General features: G+C 61.4%; 17 protein-coding genes. 2 read left to right on the forward strand and 15 right to left on the reverse strand.

Annotated features, from left to right (window positions below; translation table 11 throughout):
* Positions 1 to 274: 274 nt before the first annotated feature.
* From CAG47_RS14740 to CAG47_RS14810, 15 genes are all read right to left on the reverse strand, one after another.
* The gene (locus tag CAG47_RS14740; RefSeq protein WP_085725593.1) at positions 275 to 1,063 is read right to left on the reverse strand and encodes an SDR family oxidoreductase; all 789 of its coding nucleotides are present in this window, start codon (positions 1,061 to 1,063) and stop codon (positions 275 to 277) included.
* Between the two features lie 46 nt (positions 1,064 to 1,109).
* A complete protein-coding gene (locus tag CAG47_RS14745; protein ID WP_085725594.1) occupies positions 1,110 to 2,657 on the reverse strand; it encodes an amino acid ABC transporter permease/ATP-binding protein in 1,548 nt (515 codons plus the stop codon).
* A gap of 64 nt (positions 2,658 to 2,721) precedes the next feature.
* A complete protein-coding gene (locus tag CAG47_RS14750; protein ID WP_085725595.1) occupies positions 2,722 to 3,516 on the reverse strand; it encodes an ABC transporter substrate-binding protein in 795 nt (264 codons plus the stop codon).
* Positions 3,517 to 3,560: 44 nt separating this feature from the next.
* Complete coding sequence (locus CAG47_RS14755) at positions 3,561 to 4,631, reverse strand: isopenicillin N synthase family oxygenase (RefSeq protein ID WP_085725596.1); 1,071 nt, start codon at positions 4,629 to 4,631, stop codon at positions 3,561 to 3,563.
* A gap of 14 nt (positions 4,632 to 4,645) precedes the next feature.
* The gene (locus tag CAG47_RS14760; protein ID WP_085725597.1) at positions 4,646 to 5,497 is read right to left on the reverse strand and encodes a sugar phosphate isomerase/epimerase; all 852 of its coding nucleotides are present in this window, start codon (positions 5,495 to 5,497) and stop codon (positions 4,646 to 4,648) included.
* Between the two features lie 536 nt (positions 5,498 to 6,033).
* The gene (locus tag CAG47_RS14765; protein ID WP_085725598.1) at positions 6,034 to 6,876 is read right to left on the reverse strand and encodes a DUF2950 domain-containing protein; all 843 of its coding nucleotides are present in this window, start codon (positions 6,874 to 6,876) and stop codon (positions 6,034 to 6,036) included.
* A gap of 80 nt (positions 6,877 to 6,956) precedes the next feature.
* The gene (locus tag CAG47_RS14770; RefSeq protein WP_085725599.1) at positions 6,957 to 8,498 is read right to left on the reverse strand and encodes a DUF3300 domain-containing protein; all 1,542 of its coding nucleotides are present in this window, start codon (positions 8,496 to 8,498) and stop codon (positions 6,957 to 6,959) included.
* Positions 8,499 to 8,656: 158 nt separating this feature from the next.
* On the reverse strand, positions 8,657 to 9,934 hold the full coding sequence (locus CAG47_RS14775; RefSeq protein WP_085725600.1) for a flavohemoglobin expression-modulating QEGLA motif protein: 1,278 nt from the start codon (positions 9,932 to 9,934) through the stop codon (positions 8,657 to 8,659).
* Positions 9,935 to 10,100: 166 nt separating this feature from the next.
* Complete coding sequence (locus tag CAG47_RS14780; RefSeq protein WP_085725601.1) at positions 10,101 to 11,636, reverse strand: DHA2 family efflux MFS transporter permease subunit; 1,536 nt, start codon at positions 11,634 to 11,636, stop codon at positions 10,101 to 10,103.
* Positions 11,629 to 12,702, reverse strand: coding sequence for an HlyD family secretion protein (locus tag CAG47_RS14785; protein WP_256577441.1), 1,074 nt, complete (start codon positions 12,700 to 12,702; stop codon positions 11,629 to 11,631). The genes CAG47_RS14780 and CAG47_RS14785 overlap by 8 nt, the downstream gene beginning before the upstream one ends.
* Positions 12,695 to 13,159, reverse strand: coding sequence for a MarR family winged helix-turn-helix transcriptional regulator (locus CAG47_RS14790; protein WP_085725602.1), 465 nt, complete (start codon positions 13,157 to 13,159; stop codon positions 12,695 to 12,697). The genes CAG47_RS14785 and CAG47_RS14790 overlap by 8 nt, the downstream gene beginning before the upstream one ends.
* A 187-nt stretch (positions 13,160 to 13,346) precedes the next feature.
* Positions 13,347 to 15,473 carry a TonB-dependent receptor domain-containing protein gene (locus CAG47_RS14795; protein WP_085725603.1) on the reverse strand — a complete coding sequence of 709 codons (2,127 nt, stop codon included), beginning with the start codon at positions 15,471 to 15,473 and terminating at the stop codon, positions 13,347 to 13,349.
* A 108-nt stretch (positions 15,474 to 15,581) separates the two neighbouring features.
* Positions 15,582 to 16,322: a Mut7-C RNAse domain-containing protein gene (locus CAG47_RS14800; protein ID WP_085725604.1), complete on the reverse strand. Its 741-nt coding sequence runs from the start codon at positions 16,320 to 16,322 to the stop codon at positions 15,582 to 15,584.
* A 73-nt stretch (positions 16,323 to 16,395) separates the two neighbouring features.
* Entirely contained in the window at positions 16,396 to 16,881 is a 486-nt protein-coding gene (locus CAG47_RS14805; protein ID WP_085725605.1) for an adenosine-specific kinase, read from the reverse strand.
* A 60-nt stretch (positions 16,882 to 16,941) separates the two neighbouring features.
* Positions 16,942 to 17,607, reverse strand: coding sequence for a response regulator transcription factor (locus CAG47_RS14810; protein WP_085725606.1), 666 nt, complete (start codon positions 17,605 to 17,607; stop codon positions 16,942 to 16,944).
* A 203-nt stretch (positions 17,608 to 17,810) separates the two neighbouring features.
* Here CAG47_RS14810 and CAG47_RS14815 point away from each other — a divergent pair, with 203 nt between their 5' ends.
* On the forward strand, positions 17,811 to 18,098 hold the full coding sequence (locus tag CAG47_RS14815) for a PilZ domain-containing protein (RefSeq protein WP_085617459.1): 288 nt from the start codon (positions 17,811 to 17,813) through the stop codon (positions 18,096 to 18,098).
* An 89-nt stretch (positions 18,099 to 18,187) separates the two neighbouring features.
* Positions 18,188 to 21,100, forward strand: a 2,913-nt coding sequence (locus tag CAG47_RS14820; protein ID WP_218190680.1) for a VCBS domain-containing protein, incomplete at its 3' end; no start/stop codon positions are given.

Here is a 21,100-nt window from a genome sequence, read left to right on the forward strand (position 1 = left end):
TTGGCGCGGTGGATCACTCCTGTGATCGGCGGGACTATAAATGACACAACAAAAATCAATAATCAAGATAACTGAAAAAAAACATATCAGTCCCGGGCGTGACAAAGCGCACCAATGGTGTGGGCATTAGCGAGCGGTTTTGTGGGGGGGCGTAAGGCTGTTCAACTGTAGGAGCGAGCATGCTCGCGATGGTCGTCAACGATAACGCGGGGCATCAGGTTACCCCGTGTCGTTCAGGCGACCATCGCGAGCATGCTCGCTCCTACAGGGGGTATCAGTGGCTGGAGCGAATGGCGCCGCCATCGATCAACAGGTTCTGTCCGGTCAGGTAGCCGGCATGGCTGCTGCAAACGAAGGCACACAGCGCACCGAATTCCTCGGGCGTGCCGAAGCGCCTGGCGGGGATTTCGCGACGGCATTCCTCAAGGAACGCCTCACCGTCTTGCCCCGACTCCTGGGCGGCGGCGATCAGGTTGTCACGCAGTCGATCGGTGTCGAACGAGCCCGGCTGCAGGTTGTTGATCGTCACATTGCGGTTGGCGATGTTGTCTTGCCGGGCAAGCCCGGCGATGAACCCCGTCAGGCCACTGCGGGCGCCATTGGACAGGCCCAGGCTTTCGATAGGGGACTTCACGGCACTGGACGTGATGTTGATGATCCGGCCAAAACCCCGTGCCGCCATGCCGTCTACCGTTGCCTTGATCAATTCGATGGGGGTCAGCATGTTGGCGTCCAGCGCCTTGAGCCAGGCATCGCGATTCCATTCGCGAAAATCCCCGGGGGGAGGGCCTCCGGCGTTATTGATCAGGATATCGAAATGCTCATGGGCCTTGAGCGCTGCCGTTCGCCCCTCGGGCGTGGAAATGTCTCCGGCCACGGCGATGACCGTCACTTCAGGGTTTATCGCCCTGAGTTGACGGGCCGTTTCATTGAGCGTGTGTTCGCCCCGTGCGGTGATCACCACGTTCACGCCTTCGCGTACGAGTGCCTGTGCGCAGGCTTTGCCCAGGCCTTTGCTGGCGGCGCACACCAGCGCCCAGCGTCCTGCAATTCCAAGATTCACGCGTGTGTTCCTGACAGAAAGAAACCCAGGGAAAGTCGTTGCCCGGTCATGCGTGATCCACCGCTGCGGACAGGTTTGGCGATCGGGCTTCGATACCCATGAAGCGCCGCACCCGTTCTCCTACGGCATCGCAGCGTATGGTTTCAGGTGCGGCATCGAGTTGAATATTGCCGTTTTCCATGAAGATCACCCGATCGGAGATCGACATGGCGAAGTCCATTTCGTGGGTCACGATCAGCATGGTCATGCCTTCCTTCGCGAGGTCGCGAATCACGTTGAGCACGTCATTGACCAGTTCCGGGTCGAGGGCCGAAGTCGGCTCGTCGAACAGCATGATCTGCGGTTCCATCGCCAGGGCACGGGCGATCGCCACCCGTTGTTGCTGCCCGCCGGAGAGTTGGTGCGGGTACTTGTGGGCATGGGCCAGCAGGCCGACCTTGTCCAGCAGCGCATAGGCACGATGTTCACTCAGCTCGCCCGGCTGGCCGTGGTAACGCGGCGCCAGCGTGACGTTGTCGAGAATGGTGCGGTGCGGGAACAGGTTGAAGTTCTGGAACACCATGCCGATGTGCCGTACGCCTTTGCGCAGGCGGGAGCTGTTGGGTTTGTCCGACGCCTCGATGAATTTTTCGCCGAACAACAGAATGTCGCCGGTATCGATGCTTTCCAGTCCGTTGACCGTGCGGATCAGCGAAGTCTTGCCGGAGCCGGATGGCCCGATGATCGAGACCACCTGGCCGTAATCGACATTCAGGTCGATACCCAGCAGCACCTTGTGCGTGCCATAGCTCTTCTGGATGTTGTTCAGTTGCAGGATGGGCGTTGTGTTGTTGCAGGCGGCCTTGCGCGCCGTGTCGGGCAACGCTTCGGCGCTGGCCTTGAACCTGGCGATGGTGGCGGCGTCGAGTGTGTGCGGCTTGCGGAAGTTCAGGTCCAGGTAGCGCTCCAGGCGCTGCAGGAAGTAGCCGAACACGGTGACGATCAACACGTAGTAGACGCCTACCGCCGCCAGGGTCTCCATGACCAGGAAGTTGGTGGCATAGAGGCGTTGGCCGACCGTGAGGATTTCAGTCAGGGAGATGACCGAGACCAGCGATGTCAGCTTGACCACCGTGATGTATTCATTGATCAGCGTGGGCAGAGAAATGCGGAACGCCTGGGGGATCACGATCAGGCGTTGCATGCCGAACAGGCCGACACCCAGCGCGCGCCCGGCCTCCCTTTGGCCCTTGGCCACGGAGATCAGGCCGCCACGATGGATTTCCGCCATGTACGCAGCTTCCGTCACCACCAGGGCCAGCAAGCCTGCGTAGAAGGGGTTGGACAGAATCGGTCCGCTGCCGGGAAACAGTTGCGGCAGGTTGTAGACGAACACCACCAGCACCAGCAACGGGATGCTGCGGAAGAACCAGATGTAGACCGCAGCGGGAATGCGCAGCAAGGGCGATTGGGACAGCTTGGCCGTGGCCAGGACAAACCCCAGCAGCATGCCGATGAACCAGGCCAGGGCACTGAGCTGGATCACCGTGACGCAGGCATTCCAGAAGTCCGGCAGGGAGAACAGGGAAAGGAAATACGACCAATCGAATTGCATGGGACACCTCGATCTGCCGCCCCGGTGCAGGGGCGGCAGATAACCAGACTACTGGGACAGGTTCTTAGTTGGCCGTCGGTTCTTCCAAGCCATATTTCTTGAGGATTGCGGCATATTCTCCGCTCTTTTTCGTTTCCTCGAAGGCCTTTTGCACGGCCTGGTAGGTTTGCTCGTTACCTTTCTTGACGAAGATGCCCAGGGTTTGCTGATAGATCGGATGCTCGGTGGTGATCACGACCCGGCCGTTGGTCTTTTCCGCGATCATTTTTGCCGCGCCGGCGATTTCGACCTGGGCCTGGATGTTTTTGGACAGCAGGGCCTGGGTCACTTCAGGGGCCGAAGGGTACTCGCTGACGGTGATGGCGCCTTTGTTGTTCGGCACGCAGTATTCGTCGGACAGCTTCCTGAATTCCTTGACCCAGGTCGTGCCCTGTTCCAGGCCCAGCTTCAAGCCACACAGGTCTTCAGGCTTCTTCGCATTGATCTCGCTGCCGTTGGGCACCATGACCGCGGCGCCGGTGTTGGCGTAGGCGATGGTCTGGGCTTGAGTCTGGCGCTCCGGCGTGATGTACATGCCGGAAATGACTGCGTCGTACTTGCCGGAGTTCAGGCCCAGGATCAGGCTCGGGAACTTGGTGTCGACGAACTCGACATTGGCGTTCATGTGTTTGGCCAGCGCCGTTGCCAGCTCGGGGTCCGAGCCCACTACATTCTTGTCCTTGTCGTAGGATTCGAAAGGCGGGTAGGTGATTTCCATGCCGACCTTGAACGTGTCTGTCGCGGCCATGCTCATCGAGGCAGCGAACATGCCGGCTGCCAATACGGCCAGGCTCACCAGGTTTTTCTTGTTGTTTTTCATTTTTCCGACTCCGGCGTAGGTAGGGGGTTGGCTGAAAACTTCAATCAGGACGGTTGCGCCTGATTTTTCAAATGTCCGAAACTGGCGGGCTTGCGTGCCTTGCCTGGCAGCTGAACGTCCCCGTTGGCCACCCTCTGGCGCAGATACTGATAGGTCTGCAGCGCCTGGCCATACATGTGTTCGCCGATGGTGATCTCTTCGTAGTCGTTGCCTGCCTCGGCGAAGCCGGGCAGCGGTTTGATCTGGGTGTGATAGTCGCAGGCATAAAACAGCGGGAAGGAATAGCGTTCCTCCTTCACGCTGCGCACCCGGTGCGCGGTGGCAACGAATGCACCTGCGGTCATCACCTCCAGCATGTCGCCGATGTTGACCACAAAGGCATCGGCAATCGGTGGTGCATCGATCCATTGTCCGAGATTGTTCATCACCTCGAGGCCGGGTTTATCGGCCAGGAGGATGGTGAAGCACTCGTAATCAGTATGGGCGCCAAGCCCCGGTGCGTCATGGGCGGCACCGTCGTAGGGGTAGTGGATCAGGCGCAGCTTGGATGGCGGACGGGTGACCAGGCTGTCGAAGTAGTTTTCTTCCAGGCCCAGGGTCAGGGCGAAGCCGCCGAACAGGCGCCGGCCCAGGGCGAAGATCGCTTCATAGTAGGCCTGTACCGACGCCTTGAAGCCTGCCAGTTGCGGCCAGTCGTTGGGCCCCAGCAACGGAGTGTTGGCCAGCACCAGTGGGTCATCGGCCGGGACTTCAAAGCCGACGTCGAAGGCTTCCTTGTGGTCCGGCTTGCCTTTGGAATAGACCTCTTCGCCCTCGGGCACAAAGCCCTTGTGGGTTTGCGACGTGCCGATGTAGTGGCGCATCTTGGTGTCGAGGGGCTGGTCGAAGAAGTCCTTGGCCGCCTTGCGCAGGTTGGCGATCAGTTGCGGGTCGATACCGTGATGGGTGATATAGAGGAACCCGACTTCGCTGGCGGCGCGCCCCAATTGTTCGGCCACGGCCAGGCGGTGTTCCAGTTCAAAACTGAACAGACCGGCGATGTTGATCACCGGGATGCTGTTGAAGTTGGCTTTGTGTGTGTCAGTGCTGGCGCTGTTGTTTTTATTGTCAGGCATGACGCATCGGCTCCCTAAGGATGGCTTGAGTGGTGGAAACGCTCGAAGTGTTCGCGCTCGGTCTGGCCCATCCACACGTTCAATGACCACAGGTCGGCGACCGGGACATTGGTGAAGGGCAAATGATGCAGGTAGCCGTCGGCGCCGAATTCCGGGGTCAGGGTGCTGACCTGATAACCGCGGGCCTGCTGCGAGCGCCAGATGCTTTCCCAGTGCTGCTGATGGAAGGCCAGTTCTTTTGCATACTCGGGTGCCGCCGGGTGCGGAACCTGCGGACCCTGGTCGTAGCCGACCCGGGCCTGGATATGGTGAACCCGCTCGATGAAAGCGCTGAGGTCATCGGCCGGGTCATTCAACAGACGCTCGCAGGTCACGACCCAATGGCTGATGTCACTGGTGAACAACAGATCGGGCAATTGCCGGATCAACTCCAGGGTCACCCAGGGGTTGAACAGCGAACGCGAGCGGTGGGTTTCGAAACTGCAGACCTGGCCGTGCTTGCGCGCCAGATCCAGCGCCTGGCCAAAAAACTCCACTTGTTGCGGCAAGGACCAGCGGTCGTTGCCCGCCAGTACGTTGACGAAGCGTGGACCGAGTTCGGCGGCCCAGGCGAGTTTTTGCTCCAGGTCATTGAGATGCACGGCAGGCGTTGCCGACTGGTCCGGAAGCACGTCGTACGCGGTGAAGACTGTACTGATATAACCCAGGCGATTGGCCTGGAGAAAGGCGCCAAACTCGGCCCGTTCACGGGCGTCCAGTGGCAGGCGTGCCTCCATGCCATCAAAGCCCGCTTGCAGCATCTCCTCGAGTGCCTGAGCCTTGCTGGCGGTGTAACCCCACAGCGTGCGAAAAATTTCCAGCTTCATCGGTGATCCTCAAAAATCCCAGGGCCTACTGCAAAAGCACTTCGACGGTGCCAGCCTGTCGAGGCTGGTTCGCTGTGGAGCCGATGTTAGGCACAGGCCGAGTGACGAAAGAATCCGAAAGTTCAAATGAATACTTCAGACTTTTATCAACGAATAGCTGGCTATCTATCCCGCGTACGAGGATGGATTTTGCTGGCGAATATTTGTCTACGTTGGGTATTAGCGAGGGGTGCCGGTATTACGACATCATTTTGAAGACTGCCAAGCGACATTGCGTTGCGAGGGGGTACGCGGTCCTGCCTTTGTTCTGCTTTTTTGTAGGAGCGGGTGCCCGCTTGCGGCATGCTCGCGATGGACGTCAACGATAACGCGTGCTGCCTGAATGCCCGCGTTGTCCTGGCGTGCATCGCGAGCATGCTCGCTCCTACAGGGAAACGGGTTCAATTGCGATCAAGCTAGCCAGCAGACCGGTCGCTTTGGCCTTGGCTGTTGCCTGCAAGCCACTCGGATTCGAGAAAGGGGAAGGCTCGTCCCGGTCACTCCTGCTGCGCCTGATCGTCCGGCACTTCTTTCCAACTGTCATCCGGGTCGAAGCTTTTCATCGCTTTCGCCAGTTTTTCCCCATCGGGCCCCAGGTCTTTCTCGAACACCTGTCCCTCATGGCTGATCATGAAACTCATCACCCCGGTGTCGTCGTATTTCGCCGGCCAGGCGATCAGTGCAAAGCCCCGGCTCATCTTGTCACCGATGAGGTAGCTGTAGGCGCCACCCGGGGCCGAAGGACCCTGGCCATGCAGGATGCGGAAGCGGTATCCATGCCATTCTTCGTCGGCGACGGCTTTGCCGAACGAAGGCCCCAGCGGGCTGATCTGGTCGCTGTCGTCCTCCACCCAATAGAGTCCGTCGTGCTTGCCGGGGGTGCTGACGATTTTCTGCGCATATTCGAGCGCGCCGTCACCGTCACGATCGACGGACGCGTAGTCCATCTGGGCATCGTGATAGGCCAGCACCGATTGCACGGCGGCCAGTTCATTGCGGCCGATTCGACGGGTGCGGATTTCGGCACTGCCGGCCTTCAAGTCGAAGCGCCAACCGCTGGCGTCTTTCGTCATGGGGATGGGCAGTGTCCAGTTATCCTTGCCAACCGCCAGGATTGCCTTGCGCTCGCTGGCGTTTTCAATGTGATGTTGCTCGCGGTATTGCTGCAAGAACGCATCCACATCTTCGCGCTGTACGCCTTCACGGGGAATGTAGCTGTGCCAGTCGCTGCCCAGCAGCTCGGTCAGGCGGGCCTGGTCGGAGTGATCCGTGCCCAGTGCTTCGACGAAGGCTTCTGCGGCCTTTTCCGGTGTTGGAAAGGCCTCCTGCGCCGTCGCCATGCATGACCACACCAAGCCGGCTGCTATCGCAAGGACCTGTGGGAGCAAGCCCGTCAGTCCCTTCACACGCGGATGATTGTTCAACGGCGGCCCCCCCTTTGACGCGCTGGTGGATTGGACGGCCGGCTGACCTGGTGACCGGCCGATCGCGAGGCGCTTGGGCGTTGGGCGGATGCCTGGCTGGCCCGGCCACGATTGGCCTGCATGTTGGCCTGTGACGGCGAGCGTGCGCCGGCGAACGCATTGTTGCGGGCACTGCCGGCACTGGCAGCGGGCCGTTTATTGGTCGCTTGGCGCGTTTGCGCGGAGCCTTCTCTGCGCTGATTCAACTGGGAGCTCTGGTTTCTGGACTGCAGATTGCCTTCAGCAGCCTGTCTGCGGGGTTGCTGGTTCTCCCGGGTGTTTCTGGCAGTGCCCTGGCCTCTGTCAGCCGCCTTGGGCCTGTCTGCACCGGCCTGCAGCCGGTCGCCGCCTGCGGTTGCGGACTGGAGTTTGCGCGTTTGATCACGGGCTTCGCGGTTGCTGGTGGCTGGTCGCTCGATACCGTGCCTGTCCATTGAGGTGCGGGCATTTTCACGGGCCTGGGCACGTTGGGCATTGTCCCCGCGGTAGGCTTCGCGCTGATTGGCACCGTTGAGTTGCCGGCCGTACTGGGCACGGCTCGCATTGTCCCGATAGGGCACCCCATTGCGGTGCACCGGGTTGTGCTGCCATTTGTTGCTGTTGATCCGGTTGTTTGCATTGATGTTGTTGTAGCGATTGACGTCGATGTCGACGTCGTTGTTGCCCCAGTCACAGTCACCCCACAAGGATCCAATGATCGCCACACCGGCACCAAACGCGAGTCCGGTCATCAGCGCCTGACCAGGGTAATAGGCCGGTGGCGGTGGATAGTACGCGGGCGGCGACGCCGGGTAGGCCCAGGTGCCGTAGGTGGTTGTGGGGTTATAGGTGGGGACGTACACCACCTGCGGATCAGCGGGTTGAATGATGATGGTGGAATTGCTGGCCGGGGCCGCTTCAGGGGCTGGTGCCGCGTTCGTGGTCGCCGGTGCTGAAGGCGCGACATTCTGGATCGTCACGTTCTGATACTGGTTGCTCTCCAGATTGCCGGCTGCCTGTGCCTGGCGACGCAAGCGTTGCGCGCTTTGCATGACATCGTCGGGCTGCGCCAGGAAGGCATCACCCAAGCGTTGGACCCAGACGGGATCCTGTCCCAGCAATACCAGAACCTGCGGGAAGGCGACCAATGCCTGCACGCTCGGATCCCAGGGCTGGTTCGCCACCTGTTTGACCGCATCGTCACCCTTGGCGTCGGGGTGCGCCTTGGACCAAGCGACCGCCTCGCCGACTTCCCCGGGGTAGGTGGTGGCCATCAGCACCTGTGCAAACAGTGGGTCCGGGTAAAGCGCAATGGGCGCCAGCATCTGATCCAGCTGTTCCTCGTTGAACACCGGATCCTTGGCCACCGGGGCGGCTGGCGCTGCCGTGGTCGCGCTGGCCGGAGCGGGGGCTGCGGCGGGTGCCGGTGCGGCGGCGGTACCATCCGAACCCAGTGCCAGGCAGGAAGATCCGCTCAAGAACAGTACAGCCGACAACGCGTAAACTAATGGATTGTGCACATTGCACCCCCCATGGGGTCAGGCAGGCTTGAAGTGAGTGGACCCATCCCTGGCGGTAGAAGCCGACTTTGCAAGCCACAGAGCCCGGCCTCGACACCGCTTCCTAATGGTAGCAGTTGATTTGAAGAGTCAAGGCTGCCTGTAGAATTGAGCGTCGATCACTGGGCGCTGGCATCGCTTTCGTGTTCTTCGGCGAACGCCATGAGTACATCCAGGTCCAGCACATCCAGCTTGATCTGGGCGATGAACGCCGAGAAGGCCAGATTGGCCGCCAGCAGGCGCAGGTCGCTGGCCCAGGCCGGAACGTAGGCAGGTCCCTTGAGCCAGCCGGACTCGAATAGCGGCGCCAGGCGCACGGTGTCCCCCAGGCTGAGGCGCCCGGCAAACAAATGCCCCACCAGTTCCGGCCGGTTATCGCGGATGGCGATGCGCAGCAGGGTGTGAACGCCGAGCAGCCCGGTCAGGTAGGCGGCGTCCTTGGTAAACGCCGAACCACCTCGCAGATCGGCCCCGCGAAACACCCGTTGGGTTGAGCGGAAAGATTCCTCTTGCGACTGCCCGGCCGCCAGAAAACCTTCGAACACCTGGATGAAGTCGGCACCCTCGAGCGCCTGCTGGACGGCCAATACGCGCAGGGCCAGGCGACGCAGGCGGTTGATGTCCATGCTGCCGGTGAACAGTTCGGCCAGGGTGGCAATGCCCTCCTGGGTCTGGGTCGTGCGGGGCGCTCCCAGGCCGAGGCTTGTGAGGTTGGGCTGCCGCGCGCCATTTTGTGCGGTTGCGACATGCACGAAGGCCTCGTGTTGCAACAGCTGATTCTTGTCCAGCTCCGAAAACAGCGCGCTGGCCCGCAGGCGAATGCGGCTCGAGCCGGCGATGGCCTTGGCGGCCAGGTTTGGATCGAGTACGACCGTGATCTGCCCGACGCCGAAGAAGCGGTCCAGTTCCGGTTGAATCCAGGCGGCGAACGCCTTGGCCGGAATCTCGGCCGGGCTGGGTGGAATTCGCGAACCGCCGAGCAGGGCGTCGGTGGTCTTGAGGAAGAATCGCGCCGCGTCGAGCATGCTCAGTTGCAAGCGCGCGTAGTAGAAGTCCGGGCGCCGGTACAGTGCCGACGAATATTGCGTGAACGCAGGCGTGCCAATGGCCCCCAGCATGTGACCGGCGGTGGCATAGCTGCGGGCGGTCATGGCCAGGAAATTCCCGGCCGGATGCCCTGTATCGCATTGTCCGATAAAAGTTTCCAGGGCGGCGATGTCGGCGCTGTGGTCGCGGGGCTGCAACTCGACCCTGGGTAACTGCGCCCGCCCGCCACGCCATTTCGCCAGAAAGTCTTCCTCGACCCCATCGGGCCAGGACAGGGCATCGAGCACGCGGATCTTGCGGGTCAGACCGGGCAGGGCGGCATCGAGTTCGGACAGGTCGGCGGCGCTCATGGATATCTTCCTGAAGGACGAGGTGGCATTCCAAAAGCTTAGTCATCACGTGTCGGGCTGGCGAACCGTGCGAGCAAAGTCGATGAATGCCTTGAGCGCTGCGGGCACATGACGGCGGCTCGGGTAATCCGGTTTTACGTTTGCGAAGTTCGCTGCAAGCCTGCCCTTACTCCATCACCGGTGCCGGTTCTTCATGGGCCTGGGCTTTTGGCGTCCTGATAATCAGCAACAACGGCATGACCGCCAGTGACAACAGCATCAGCAATTTGAAGTCGTCGACGTAGGCGACCCAGCTGGCTTGCACGGTGACCAGCGCGTCCAGGGTCGCGCGGCCGGAGGCGGCCATCGGGTCCAGGTAACTCTTGATCGCCCCTGCATCGAACGCGCGGTTGAAGGGGGTGACGTAGGCACCGATCTGCTCGTGGTTGATCTGGATGTTCTGGGTGAGCAGCACGGTCACGATGGAGATGCCGACGCTGGAACCGACGTTTCGCGACAGGCTGTAGAGCCCGGTGCCTTCGGCGCGCAAGGCGGCGGGCAAGGTCGCGAAAGCCACCGTGGTCAAGGGCACGAACAGCATGCCCAGGCTGGTGCCCTGGATGAAGCCGACCCAGATGACAGTCTGCATCGACACGTCAGGTGTCCAGCCGGTCATCAGCCCCATCGACAGTGCTGACAGCCCGAGGCCCGTCAGCAACAGCAGGCGGGTATCGACTTTGCCCAGCAGTCGGCCTGCAAGGAACATGGTCAGCATCGTGCCCAGGCCGCGCGGGCCCATCACCATGCCGGCGGTCAGCACCGGATAGCCCATCAGGGTTTGCAGGTAAGGGGTCATCAACGCCAGTGAGGCGAGGTAGGTGATGCCGACGATGAAAATAAAGACCACGCTGATCGAGAAGTTACGGTCCTTGAACAGCTTCGGGCTGATGAAGGGGTTGTCGGTGGTGAAGGTGTGGACCACGAACACATACAGGGCGACAGCGGCCACTATCGCCTCGACGAGGATTTCACCGCTGGCGAACCAGCCCAGTTGCTCACCCCGGTCCAGGAACAGTTGCAGGGCCATGATCGCCACGCTCAGCGAACCAAAGCCGAGCCAGTCCAGACGGGTAGTTGTGTCGGTGGTGGTTTCGCTGACGTAATAGACGATCCCGGCCAGCGCCACCAGACCAATGGGCAAATTGATGAAGAATACCCAGCGCCAGCTGAAATTCTCGGTCAGCCAGCCGCCGAGCATCGGCCCCAGGACGGGGCCGACCATGACCGACACGCCGAACAGCGCCATGGCTGAGCCGCGTTCCTTGAGGCTGTAGATGTCCAGCAGAATGCCCTGGGACAGCGGCACCAGCGCCGCGCCCGCCAGGCCCTGCAGCAGGCGGGCGAGGATGATTTCTTCCAGCGACTGCGCCAGGCCGCAAAGGATCGATGAGACCACGAAGCCGACAATCGCCCACAGCAGCACCCGTTTGCGCCCGAAACGCCGGGCCAGAAAGGCCGACGGCGGCGTCATGATGGCGGCGACGATGTAGGAGGTCAGCACCCAGTTGATCTGGTCCGAACTGGCCGAGATGCTGCCTTGCATGTAGGGCAGGGCGACGTTGGCAATGGTGGTGTCGAGCGCTTGCATGATCACCGCCAGCACGACGCAAGCGGTGATCATCCCGCGATGGGCCACCGGCTCGGTCGGTGCCGGGCTACTCATGGGCCAGAGCCGGGGCCTTGCTCGCCAGCAGACCCGAGAACAGGTGCGGCAGGCCACGTGCCGAACCGGTATGGATGTCTGCCTGCACACTCATGCCGGTGCGCAGAGGCGGTTTCTGCGCGGCATCATCGATGCTGATGCGCACGGGAATCCGTTGCACGACCTTGACCCAATTGCCCGTGGTGTTTTGTGCCGGCAGCAGCGAGAAGCTGGAGCCCGACGCCGGGCTGATGCTGTCGACGGTGCCGTGCCACTGCACGCCGGGATAGCTGTCGACGCTGATCTCGACGGACTGACCGGGTTTCATGTGGGTCAGTTCGGTTTCCTTGGGGGAGGCGGCGACCCACAGGTGGTCGGCCGACACCAGGCTGATGCCCGATTGTGGCGGTTGCAGGTAGGCGCCGACCTGCAACGAATCCACGTTGGTCACGACACCGTCGAACGAAGCCCTGACCACCGAGTTGTCCAGGTTGCGCTGCGCTTCGTCGACGGCGGCCTGTGCAATCAGATAGGTGGATTGTTGTTCGACGGGGGTCTCGATGTTCCCGCCCAGTTGCGCCAGCACCATTTGTGCCGTGGCCCTGGCCACGGTGATTTTCTGCCGGGTGCTGTCCAGCGCGTGCTTGGCATCGTCATAGTTGGTTCTGGACACTGCCGAGACACTGAGCAGGGTTTGCTGGCGCTGGAAGCTGGCCTGGTAGTACGCCAGGTCGATTTGGGCCTGGTCGATTTCGGCCTGCGCCTGCCTGTAATTGGCCTGGAGATTGAGGACCTGGTTACGCACATTGCTCAGTTGCGCCCGGGCACTGGCCAGCGCGATCTCGAAGGGCTCGGGCTTGAGGGTGAACAGGACTTGACCCTTGACCACCTGCTGGTTGTCTTTGACATCCACCGAGGCGACCAGCCCCGAGACATCGGTGGAGACGCCGACACGATCGGCCTGTATGTAGGCATTGTCGGTGGAAACGATCTGCCCGCCGGTGACATACAGGTAACCGCCGACCAGCAGCGCGATGGGCAGCAAGGCAAAAAGCGTGGTACGCACCAGTTGCCGTCTCTCAATCATGACGATGCTCCTGTTCTTCAACGGGAAGACTGCAGGCTTCGATCAGGTTGGACCTCATCCGCTTCATCATCTGCAGCAGCAGTTGTTCCTCTTCGGCAGAGAACCCGCGCGTGGCTTCCTCGCGGGTCGTTCGGCCCATGTCACGCATCAGTTCCAGCAATGGATGGGCCTGTTCCGTCAAGAACAGCAGGGACAGGCGGCGATCCGTAGGGTGACGACGGCGCTCGACCAGGCCGCGTTCGGCCATTTTGTCCAGCAGACGCACGAGGGTGATCGATTCCAGTTCCAGTAGATCGGCGAGGCCTTTTTGATGGATGCCCTCGTTGGTCGACAGCATGGCCAGCACTTGCCATTGCGAGCGCGTGAGGCCGACATGCCGCGCGCGTTGCTCGAACCGCTTGCGCATCAGCCGGGCGCTGTCGTGCAGGGCAAAACCAAGGGTCAATATGTCAGTCATGGAGGTATCTGCTGCGCTAGAGTCAGCTCATCATAGTTGAGCTTGTAATTAGTCAGCTATCTATATTTTCGAAATGTTTCAGGTGAATCGATTCTCCCGACGAGAGCAGGGGACGGGCACCGAGCGGTGCCTTTCAGTACCCCGTGAGCGTGTTTTTCCAGGAGCCCTGCGGCCGGCTGATCCGGTCTCAGAGCAGGCTCCACGAAACCCCGACGTACATCGCCATGCCCTCGCCAGGCGTGGACCGTGCGGCGTCCAGACCTTTGTCGTCGTAGCCGGGCGTGACCGTGGCGGCATAGTGCTTGTCGGTCAGGTTGCGCAGGTCCAGCCAGGTCTGCCAGTCGCCCTTGGGCGCGTTGTAGCCCAGGGTCGCGCCGAATATTGCGTAGGGATCGGCGTAGTAGCTGTTGGCGTAATCGACCGCCACTTTCGACACCCATTGCGTGTTCAGCGCGGCGAAAAAACCCTGGGGCCAGTCGTAGCGCAGTTCGCCCTGGTAATAGTGCATCGGCAGGCCCGGCAGGCGGTTGTCGCCGAAGCGGTCATCGTCGCGGTAGTGGAAGTCACTGAAGGTATAGCTCTGGCGCAGGCTCAACCGGCCGCCATTGTCCGGCGACCAGAGGGGGCTCAGCAGGCTGGCTTCCACGCCCTGGTGCACGGTGGGGCTGGCGTTGAGTTCGTAGGGCGTCGTGGCGTTGGCGTCCGGCAACACCGAAAGCAGTTCGTGGCGCACCTGGGCGTAGTACCAGGCCAGGCTCCACTGCCCCAGCGCGCTGTCGCCGCGACCGCCGATTTCCAGGGTGGTGGCGGTCTGGTTTTGCAGCTTGACCGGATCACGCTGGGTGCCTGTGGCGGGACCGCTGCCTGCGGGGAAGCGAATGTTCGAGCTATAGATCAGCGACCACGGATGCGGTGCTTCCACCGAGCGACTGAGATTGCCGAACAGTTGCAGGTCGGGCGTCAGCTGATAGCGCAGGCCCACGCGCGGGGCGTAGTCCCAGTCGTGCAGGCTGGTCTTGCCGCCCGCTTGCGGATAGGTGACATCGCTTTCTCGGCGGGTGTAGATGGCGGCGAGGCCGGTGGTGAGCCACAGGTCGTCGGCGATCTCCAGGTCGTTACCCACATGCAGGACGCTGTCCGAACCCTGGTAGGTGAAATTGCGCATCAACGTGCCTGGCGCATAGCCGGCGGTGTTGCCGGTGGGGATGCGCACGAACTCGCTGGCGCCGGCATTGGGCAGGTGCCTGGTTGTTCGCAGACCCACAGTGCTGACACTTTCCAGGCCCCGGAGCGTGTCGCGGCGCTTGTAGTCGAACGTGCCGCTGACATCGGTGTACGCCACCTTCAGGCGGTTGGGGCCCTCACGCAAATCCATTGGGTAGTCGTGGTAGACAAGCCCGGCCTGGATGCTCGAATCGTCATCGATGTAGTAGGTGGTCTTGTTGCCGATAAAGGTGCTGCCCGGCTCGTCGCGGCGGTCGTCCCGCGCCACGTACGCGGGGTTGGCCGCCCGTGGGTCGTGCTCGATGGAGTGCTTGGTCACCCGTCCCGCCAGATCGTTGTCGGTCTGGCGGTGACGCAGGTAAAAGCGCGTTTCCAGGTCGGGATTGAAGCGATAACCGAAGTTGGCGATGACGCCCTGGCTCTCGCTGGCCGTGTGGTCCTGGTAGCCGTCGGCGTTGGCGTCGGTCATGGCCAGGTAATAGTCGAAGTTCCCCAGCACCTGACCGGAGCTGACCTGGCGTTGCTGATAACCGTGGCTACCGGTCGCGTAGCGCACCTGCAACTTTGGCGCGTCGTAGCCGGTGTGGCTGACGTAATCGATGGCCCCGCCCAGGGCAAGGGCGCCGCGGTCGAATCCGTTGGCGCCGCGCAGCACTTCCACATGGTCGAGCCACAGCGGCTCCAGCAATTCATAAGGCGTGCCGCCAGGGCCGGTCAGCGGCAGGCCGTCGAGCAGGGTGTACAACCCCGAGGCATGGGCGCCCGGGGCGCGGTTGATGCCCGATCCACGGATCGAGATCTTCACCCCTTCGTTGCCTGCCGACTGGGCATAGATGCCCGGCTGGTAAGCCAGCACATCCTGGTTGCTGGCGACGCGACCCTGCAGCGGGCGGCGCATGTCGACAACATTGGTGCCGCCGGGCACCTGGGCCAGCCGCGCCTTGGCGTCCTCGATCACCTGGTCTTCATCACTCTGGTCTTCGGCCCCGATCAGCACTTGTCCCAGTTCCAGGCCCTGAGCCTCGGCCATGGCCGGACAAACGAGGGCCAGGCCCAGCAGTACAGTGGGCAAGTATTCGGGCGAGGACATGGGGGAAACTCCAGACGTACGGGAACGGGCAATGAACAGTGCGACGCAAGAAGGAACGAAGGGAGCACAGGGCAATTTTGTTTTTTTGTGTCCACCAAGGGCTGGCGGTTATCGGTTCAGCAGGGGTGCCAGCAATGCGCACATGCCGCGCCAGTGCGAACCTTCCCAGTAAACCCGTTGGCAGGCGTCGCAGCGCAGGAAGTGCGAATAGAGAGTGCCGATGCGTGGCGGCACCAGCAGCCGAGCCAGTTCCGGGCTGATCTCGTGCAGCGGCAGGTTGCAATGCAGGCACAGGCTGAAGGGCCGCGCGCTGCGTGCCAGGTCGAGGCGCTCGTACAGTTCGCGCAACTGCAGCGACGGTTTCAGGGCATGCACATAACAGCCGTGGCTGATGATTCGCCGCTTGAGCAGTTCGCGGTCGCGGGTCAGCACGATGCGCCCTTGCGTGGCGGCGATCTCGGCGATCTCGCCATCCTCGAAGCCATTGTCGTAGAGCGTGTCGAAGCCGCTCATGCGCAGCAGGCTGGCCAACCCGCCAAGGTGCGCATCAGCGACGAAACGCAGCACCCGCAGGGGTTGCGCACGAACCTTCAGCAGCGGGCTGATGTCCAGCGCTTCGAACTTGGGATACACCGCCAGCCGGTCACTGTCGAGGATCATCCGATTGAAGCTCACCGACTCGCCGTTGAGCAGCACCAGTTCGACCTCGGTGTGCGGCACCCCGAGCGCCTCGATCATGTGCTTGATCGTCGCCCCTTGCGCGCACTCGCAGGTGAAGGATTGCCGCCGCCGTTCGGCCGGCAGGAAATCGTTGAGTTCCTCATAGAAGCGGAAAGTTGCACTGGTCATGCTTGACAGTATGGCAGGGCTGCAGGGTCTGCGCGTCTGGTCCGGACACTCTGCGCAGGCCCCGCTCTGCAACTCACTGCTTGTAGCCGATCTGCCGCAACAGATTCTTGCGCCACTGGACGTCGTTATCGTCTTCAATGCCTTGGGTAGGGAAGCCATCCACTACGCCCAGAATGGCTCGCCCTTGGCTCGTCTCGGCGAGAATCACTTCTGTTGGGTTGGCGGTTGCACAAAAAATGCGGCATACCTCTGGCACCATTTTGATGGCGTTCAGCACGTTCAGCGGATAGAAACCGTCGCCCAGGAAAATGATGAAACTGTGACCCGCGGCGATTTCTTTCGCATTGTCCTGTGCCAGCTTGATCATCGAGGCATCGGTGCCAGACCATCGCACCAGGCATTGGCCAGAGGCTTCACAAAAGGCCACGCCAAACTGGATGCCTGGCACGGCATTGACCAGCGCTTCGTGGATGTCCTCGACGGATTTGATGAAGTGCGTCTGGCCCAGAATGAAGTTCGTCAATTCAGGCTTATCGATTTTCAACGTGATGAGTTGCATTTCAAACGCCTCCTTTCACGATGTTGCTGACAGGGTCCGGCAACAAACCAGGCACAGCCCTCAGTCGCCTGTGGAAAGCCCATGCTTGTGTGCGTAGGCGTATAGATCCACGCGGTTCGTCAGGCCCAGCTTGCTGTAGATCGAGGTCAAATGGTTGCGCAGCGTGTGCTCGCTGATGTGCAGCTTCTCGGCCACCAACTTGCCAGGGGCAGAGGGGTCTCTGGCCAACGATGCAATGGTTTGCTGTTCGCGGCGCGTCAGCTTGGCGATTTTGTGTTGCTCCGGGTCAGAATCGCGCTCGGTTTTCTTGCGCGCCAGTTCAAGGAAGATACGGCTGGTCGCATTGCGGTCAATCCACAGTTCGCCTTCATGCACTTTTTCTATGGCTTTGAGCAATATCGAGGCCGATGCCGACTCCCGCTTATCCACCACGCCACGTGCACCCGCCAGCACCGCACTGTCATGCAGTGCCGAGTCACTCGACCCTGTCACTACCAGAATCTTGGCTTTGGTCCGGCTGTGCAGGTCGGCCAGCGACTCGATACAGTCCTCGCTGTCCAGGTCCAGTACCACCACATCCGGTGCGTATTGGTGCAGCGAAAGCAGGTATTGCGCCACCGACGCTGTCGAACCCGCCAGCGCCAACCTCGGTTGAGCGCTTTCGACCAGACGCTCAAGGCCCCAGGCCACGAGCGGTAGAGCGACTAACAGGACTTGAATTGGCATGCGGCTCGCTGCCTCTTTAGGCGGGTTGTGTTAGCTGATGATGATAGCAATCGTTGCTGCCTGTCGCCTTTTTCCATAACGCATCAGGCAACCCCTCCCATGACATTTGTCCTATGAAAGCACGGTTTTACGGCTGATTGACTCCTAGAAAAAAGGGATAGCGCGCTCATGTAGAAAACAGCAGTCGTTTTTAGACTGCCGCCATGAAAGACGCACACCGAATTGAGCCCCGTGAACAAGTCACCCTGTCGCTGCAACTGATCGGCGGGGGTAGCGGTGTCACCCGTGACATCAGCGCCTCCGGTTTGTATTTCGAAACCGATTACGAGCAGCAGGTGGGTAGCGTTATTGACTTCGAGATCGAACTCGACACTCCCGGCGGCCCCATGAAGTTCAAGGCGCAAGGACAAATCGTGCGTATTGAACCGCAGGGCGGCAGGACCGGGGTGGGCGTGAAGTTGCTGGCCAGCCGGCTGGTACCGATGGATTGATGTGTTCGTGGTTGGAGGAAGAATCGACTTGTGGCTGATAGCGGCCCACAGCGGTTTTTCACTCAGGGTGACACTCTAGGGAGAAAGACATGGCTAGCACTACAACTACCAGCGGCGGGACCGTTACCTCGTTTTCCAACACGCCGCAGGCGAAGGACGACGTCTTCACAACCACTGAAAATCTGCAGGGGATCATGTATTGGGACGTCATGTCCAATGACCTCGGCGGTAACGCGAAGACACTCTGGTCAATCGACAACGCGGACAGTCTTTCTGCTACCACCAAGACTTATGCTCCGGCCGACCTTCTGACCCAGGATACGGCGCGGGCCGAGGCGACGAGCTCTGACACCAGTTTGAATGGTGCAAAGATCTGGATCACCTCGGACGGTAAGGTCGGCTACGACGCCGCTACCTTCACCTCTGCTTTCAAGGCACAACTCCAGGCGCTTGCTACTGGCGAGCTTCTGACGGACAGCTTTACCTATGCGATACGTCTCGGCAACGGAACGCTCAGTTGGGCCACCGCGACCGTGCAGTTTTCGGGCGTGAATGATGGTGTGACAATCAGCCTCGGCGCGCAGGCCGGCATCGTGACCGAGGATGCCGATACCACTGCGAACACGACCGACTCGCTGACGACCAGCGGCACGATTGCCTTCAACGACATCGACCTGAGTGACACGCACACAGCGACGTTCGCGGCGGCGCAGGGCAACACTACTCATCTTGGTACGTTCGTGCTCTCGCCGGTAAGCGAAGCTGCGAATGCGGCCGACGGATCGGTGCAATGGACGTACAACCTGAGCAATGCGGCGGCGCAGTACCTGGCCCACGGACAGACAGTCACCGAAACCTACCTGGTCACTATCAGTGATGGTCATGGTTCGTCGGCAACGCAGAATGTGACTATCACTATCACCGGCACCAATGACGGACCAACGGTGTCGGCGGCAGAACTCGAAAACGGTGCGGTGACCGAGGACGGCACCACGGTGGCCGGCGGCAGTTTCGCCTTCGGCGACGTGGACCTGGCCGATGACGCCCATGTGACCAGCGTGAGCGCGCCATCCGGTGCGCTGGGTACGCTGGTGGCCAATGTCAGCGACGAGAGCACCGGCGACGCGGCGGGCACCGTGGGCTGGACCTATACGCTGAACAACAGCGCGGCGCAGTACCTGGCTGAGGGCCAGACCAAGACCGAAGTGTTCACGGTGACGCTGACTGACGATTTCGGGGCGACGGTGACCAAGGCCGTGACGATCACCATCACCGGCAGCAACGACGCACCGGTGCTCAGTTTTGCCACCGGTAACGATGCCGGTGCGGTGCAGGAAGACACCGCGCTCAGCGTCAGCGGTCAGTTCAGTTCGACCGACATCGATCACGATGCCACTGCCACTTGGAGTATTGCCGGGTCAAATACGGGCACCTACGGCTCGATTGCCGTGGACAACAGCGGCCAATGGACCTACACCCTGGCCAATGGCAGCGACGGCGTTGCCAGTGCCGTGCAGTCGTTGAAGGCAGGCGAGAGCCACAACGAAGTGTTCAGTGTGCAGGTCAGCGATGGCCTCGGTGGCGTCGATACCCAGCTGGTGACGATTACCGTCACCGGCAGCAACGACGCACCGGTGCTCAGTTTTGCTACCGGCAATGATGCCGGTGCCGTGCAGGAGGACACCACCCTCAGCGTCAGCGGCCAGTTCAGCTCGACCGATATCGATCACGATGCCACGGCGACCTGGAGTATTGCCGGGGCAAATATCGGCACCTACGGTTCGATCGCCGTGAACAACAGCGGCCAGTGGACCTACACCCTGGCCAATGGCACCGACGGCGTTGCCAGTGCCGTGCAATCGCTGAAGGCCGGCGAGAGTCACAACGAGGTGTTTACGGTGCAGGTCAGCGATGGCCTGGGCGGCGTCGATACCCAGCTGGTGACCATCACCGTCACCGGCAGCAACGACGCGCCGGTGCTCAGTTTCGCCACCGGCAACGATGCCGGTGCCGTGCAGGAAGACACCACCCTCAGCGTCAGCGGCCAGTTCAGCTCGACCGATATCGATCACGATGCCACTGCCACTTGGAGTATTGCCGGGTCAAATACCGGCATCTACGGTTCGATCGCCGTAAACAACAGCGGTCAATGGACTTACACCCTGGCCAACGGCACCGATGGCGTTGCCAGTGCCGTGCAATCGCTGAAGGCCGGCGAGAGTCACAACGAGGTGTTTACGGTGCAGGTCAGCGACGGCCTCGGCGGCGTCGACACCCAGCTGGTGACCGTCACCGTCACTGGCAGCAATGACGCACCGGTGCTCAGTTTTGCCACCGGCAACGATGCCGGTGCCGTGCAGGAGGACACCACCCTCAGCGTCAGCGGCCAGTTCAGCTCGACCGACATCGATCACGACGCCACGGCGACCTGGAGCATCAATGGCGCGTCCACCGGCACCTACGGTTCGATCGCCGTCGACACCAGCGGCCAATGGACCTACACCCTGGCCAACGGCAGCGACGGCGTTGCCAGTGCGGTGCAATCGCTGAAGGCCGGCGAGAGTCACAACGAGGTGTTCACGGTGCAGGTCAGCGACGGCCTCGGTGGCGTGGATACCCAGCTGGTGACCGTCACCGTCACCGGCAGCAACGACGCACCGGTGCTCAGTTTCGCCACCGGCAATGATGTTGGCACCGTGCAGGAAGACACCACCCTCAGCGTGACTGGCCAGTTCAGCTCGACCGACATCGATCACGATGCCACGGCGACCTGGAGCATCAATGGCGCGTCCACCGGCACCTACGGTTCGATCGCCGTGAACACCAGCGGCCAGTGGACTTACACCCTGGCCAATGGCAGCGACGGCGTTGCCAGTGCGGTGCAATCGCTGAAGGCCGGCGAGAGTCACAACGAGGTGTTTACGGTGCAGGTCAGCGACGGCCTCGGCGGCGTCGACACCCAGCTGGTGACCGTCACCGTCACTGGCAGCAATGACGCACCC

The organism is Pseudomonas sp. R37(2017), from assembly GCF_002113375.1.
Lineage (GTDB): Bacteria > Pseudomonadota > Gammaproteobacteria > Pseudomonadales > Pseudomonadaceae > Aquipseudomonas.

Coding starts and splice junctions, on each gene's coding strand:
- CAG47_RS14745 (WP_085725594.1), bottom strand. CDS start 2,657: ATGCAATTCGATTGGTCGTATTTCCTTTCCCTGTTCTCCCTGCCGGAC.
- CAG47_RS14750 (WP_085725595.1), bottom strand. CDS start 3,516: ATGAAAAACAACAAGAAAAACCTGGTGAGCCTGGCCGTATTGGCAGCC.
- CAG47_RS14755 (WP_085725596.1), bottom strand. CDS start 4,631: ATGCCTGACAATAAAAACAACAGCGCCAGCACTGACACACACAAAGCC.
- CAG47_RS14760 (WP_085725597.1), bottom strand. CDS start 5,497: ATGAAGCTGGAAATTTTTCGCACGCTGTGGGGTTACACCGCCAGCAAG.
- CAG47_RS14765 (WP_085725598.1), bottom strand. CDS start 6,876: ATGGCGACGGCGCAGGAGGCCTTTCCAACACCGGAAAAGGCCGCAGAA.
- CAG47_RS14775 (WP_085725600.1), bottom strand. CDS start 9,934: ATGAGCGCCGCCGACCTGTCCGAACTCGATGCCGCCCTGCCCGGTCTG.
- CAG47_RS14780 (WP_085725601.1), bottom strand. CDS start 11,636: ATGAGTAGCCCGGCACCGACCGAGCCGGTGGCCCATCGCGGGATGATC.
- CAG47_RS14785 (WP_256577441.1), bottom strand. CDS start 12,702: ATGATTGAGAGACGGCAACTGGTGCGTACCACGCTTTTTGCCTTGCTG.
- CAG47_RS14790 (WP_085725602.1), bottom strand. CDS start 13,159: ATGACTGACATATTGACCCTTGGTTTTGCCCTGCACGACAGCGCCCGG.
- CAG47_RS14795 (WP_085725603.1), bottom strand. CDS start 15,473: ATGTCCTCGCCCGAATACTTGCCCACTGTACTGCTGGGCCTGGCCCTC.
- CAG47_RS14800 (WP_085725604.1), bottom strand. CDS start 16,322: ATGACCAGTGCAACTTTCCGCTTCTATGAGGAACTCAACGATTTCCTG.
- CAG47_RS14805 (WP_085725605.1), bottom strand. CDS start 16,881: ATGCAACTCATCACGTTGAAAATCGATAAGCCTGAATTGACGAACTTC.
- CAG47_RS14810 (WP_085725606.1), bottom strand. CDS start 17,607: ATGCCAATTCAAGTCCTGTTAGTCGCTCTACCGCTCGTGGCCTGGGGC.
- CAG47_RS14815 (WP_085617459.1), top strand. CDS start 17,811: ATGAAAGACGCACACCGAATTGAGCCCCGTGAACAAGTCACCCTGTCG.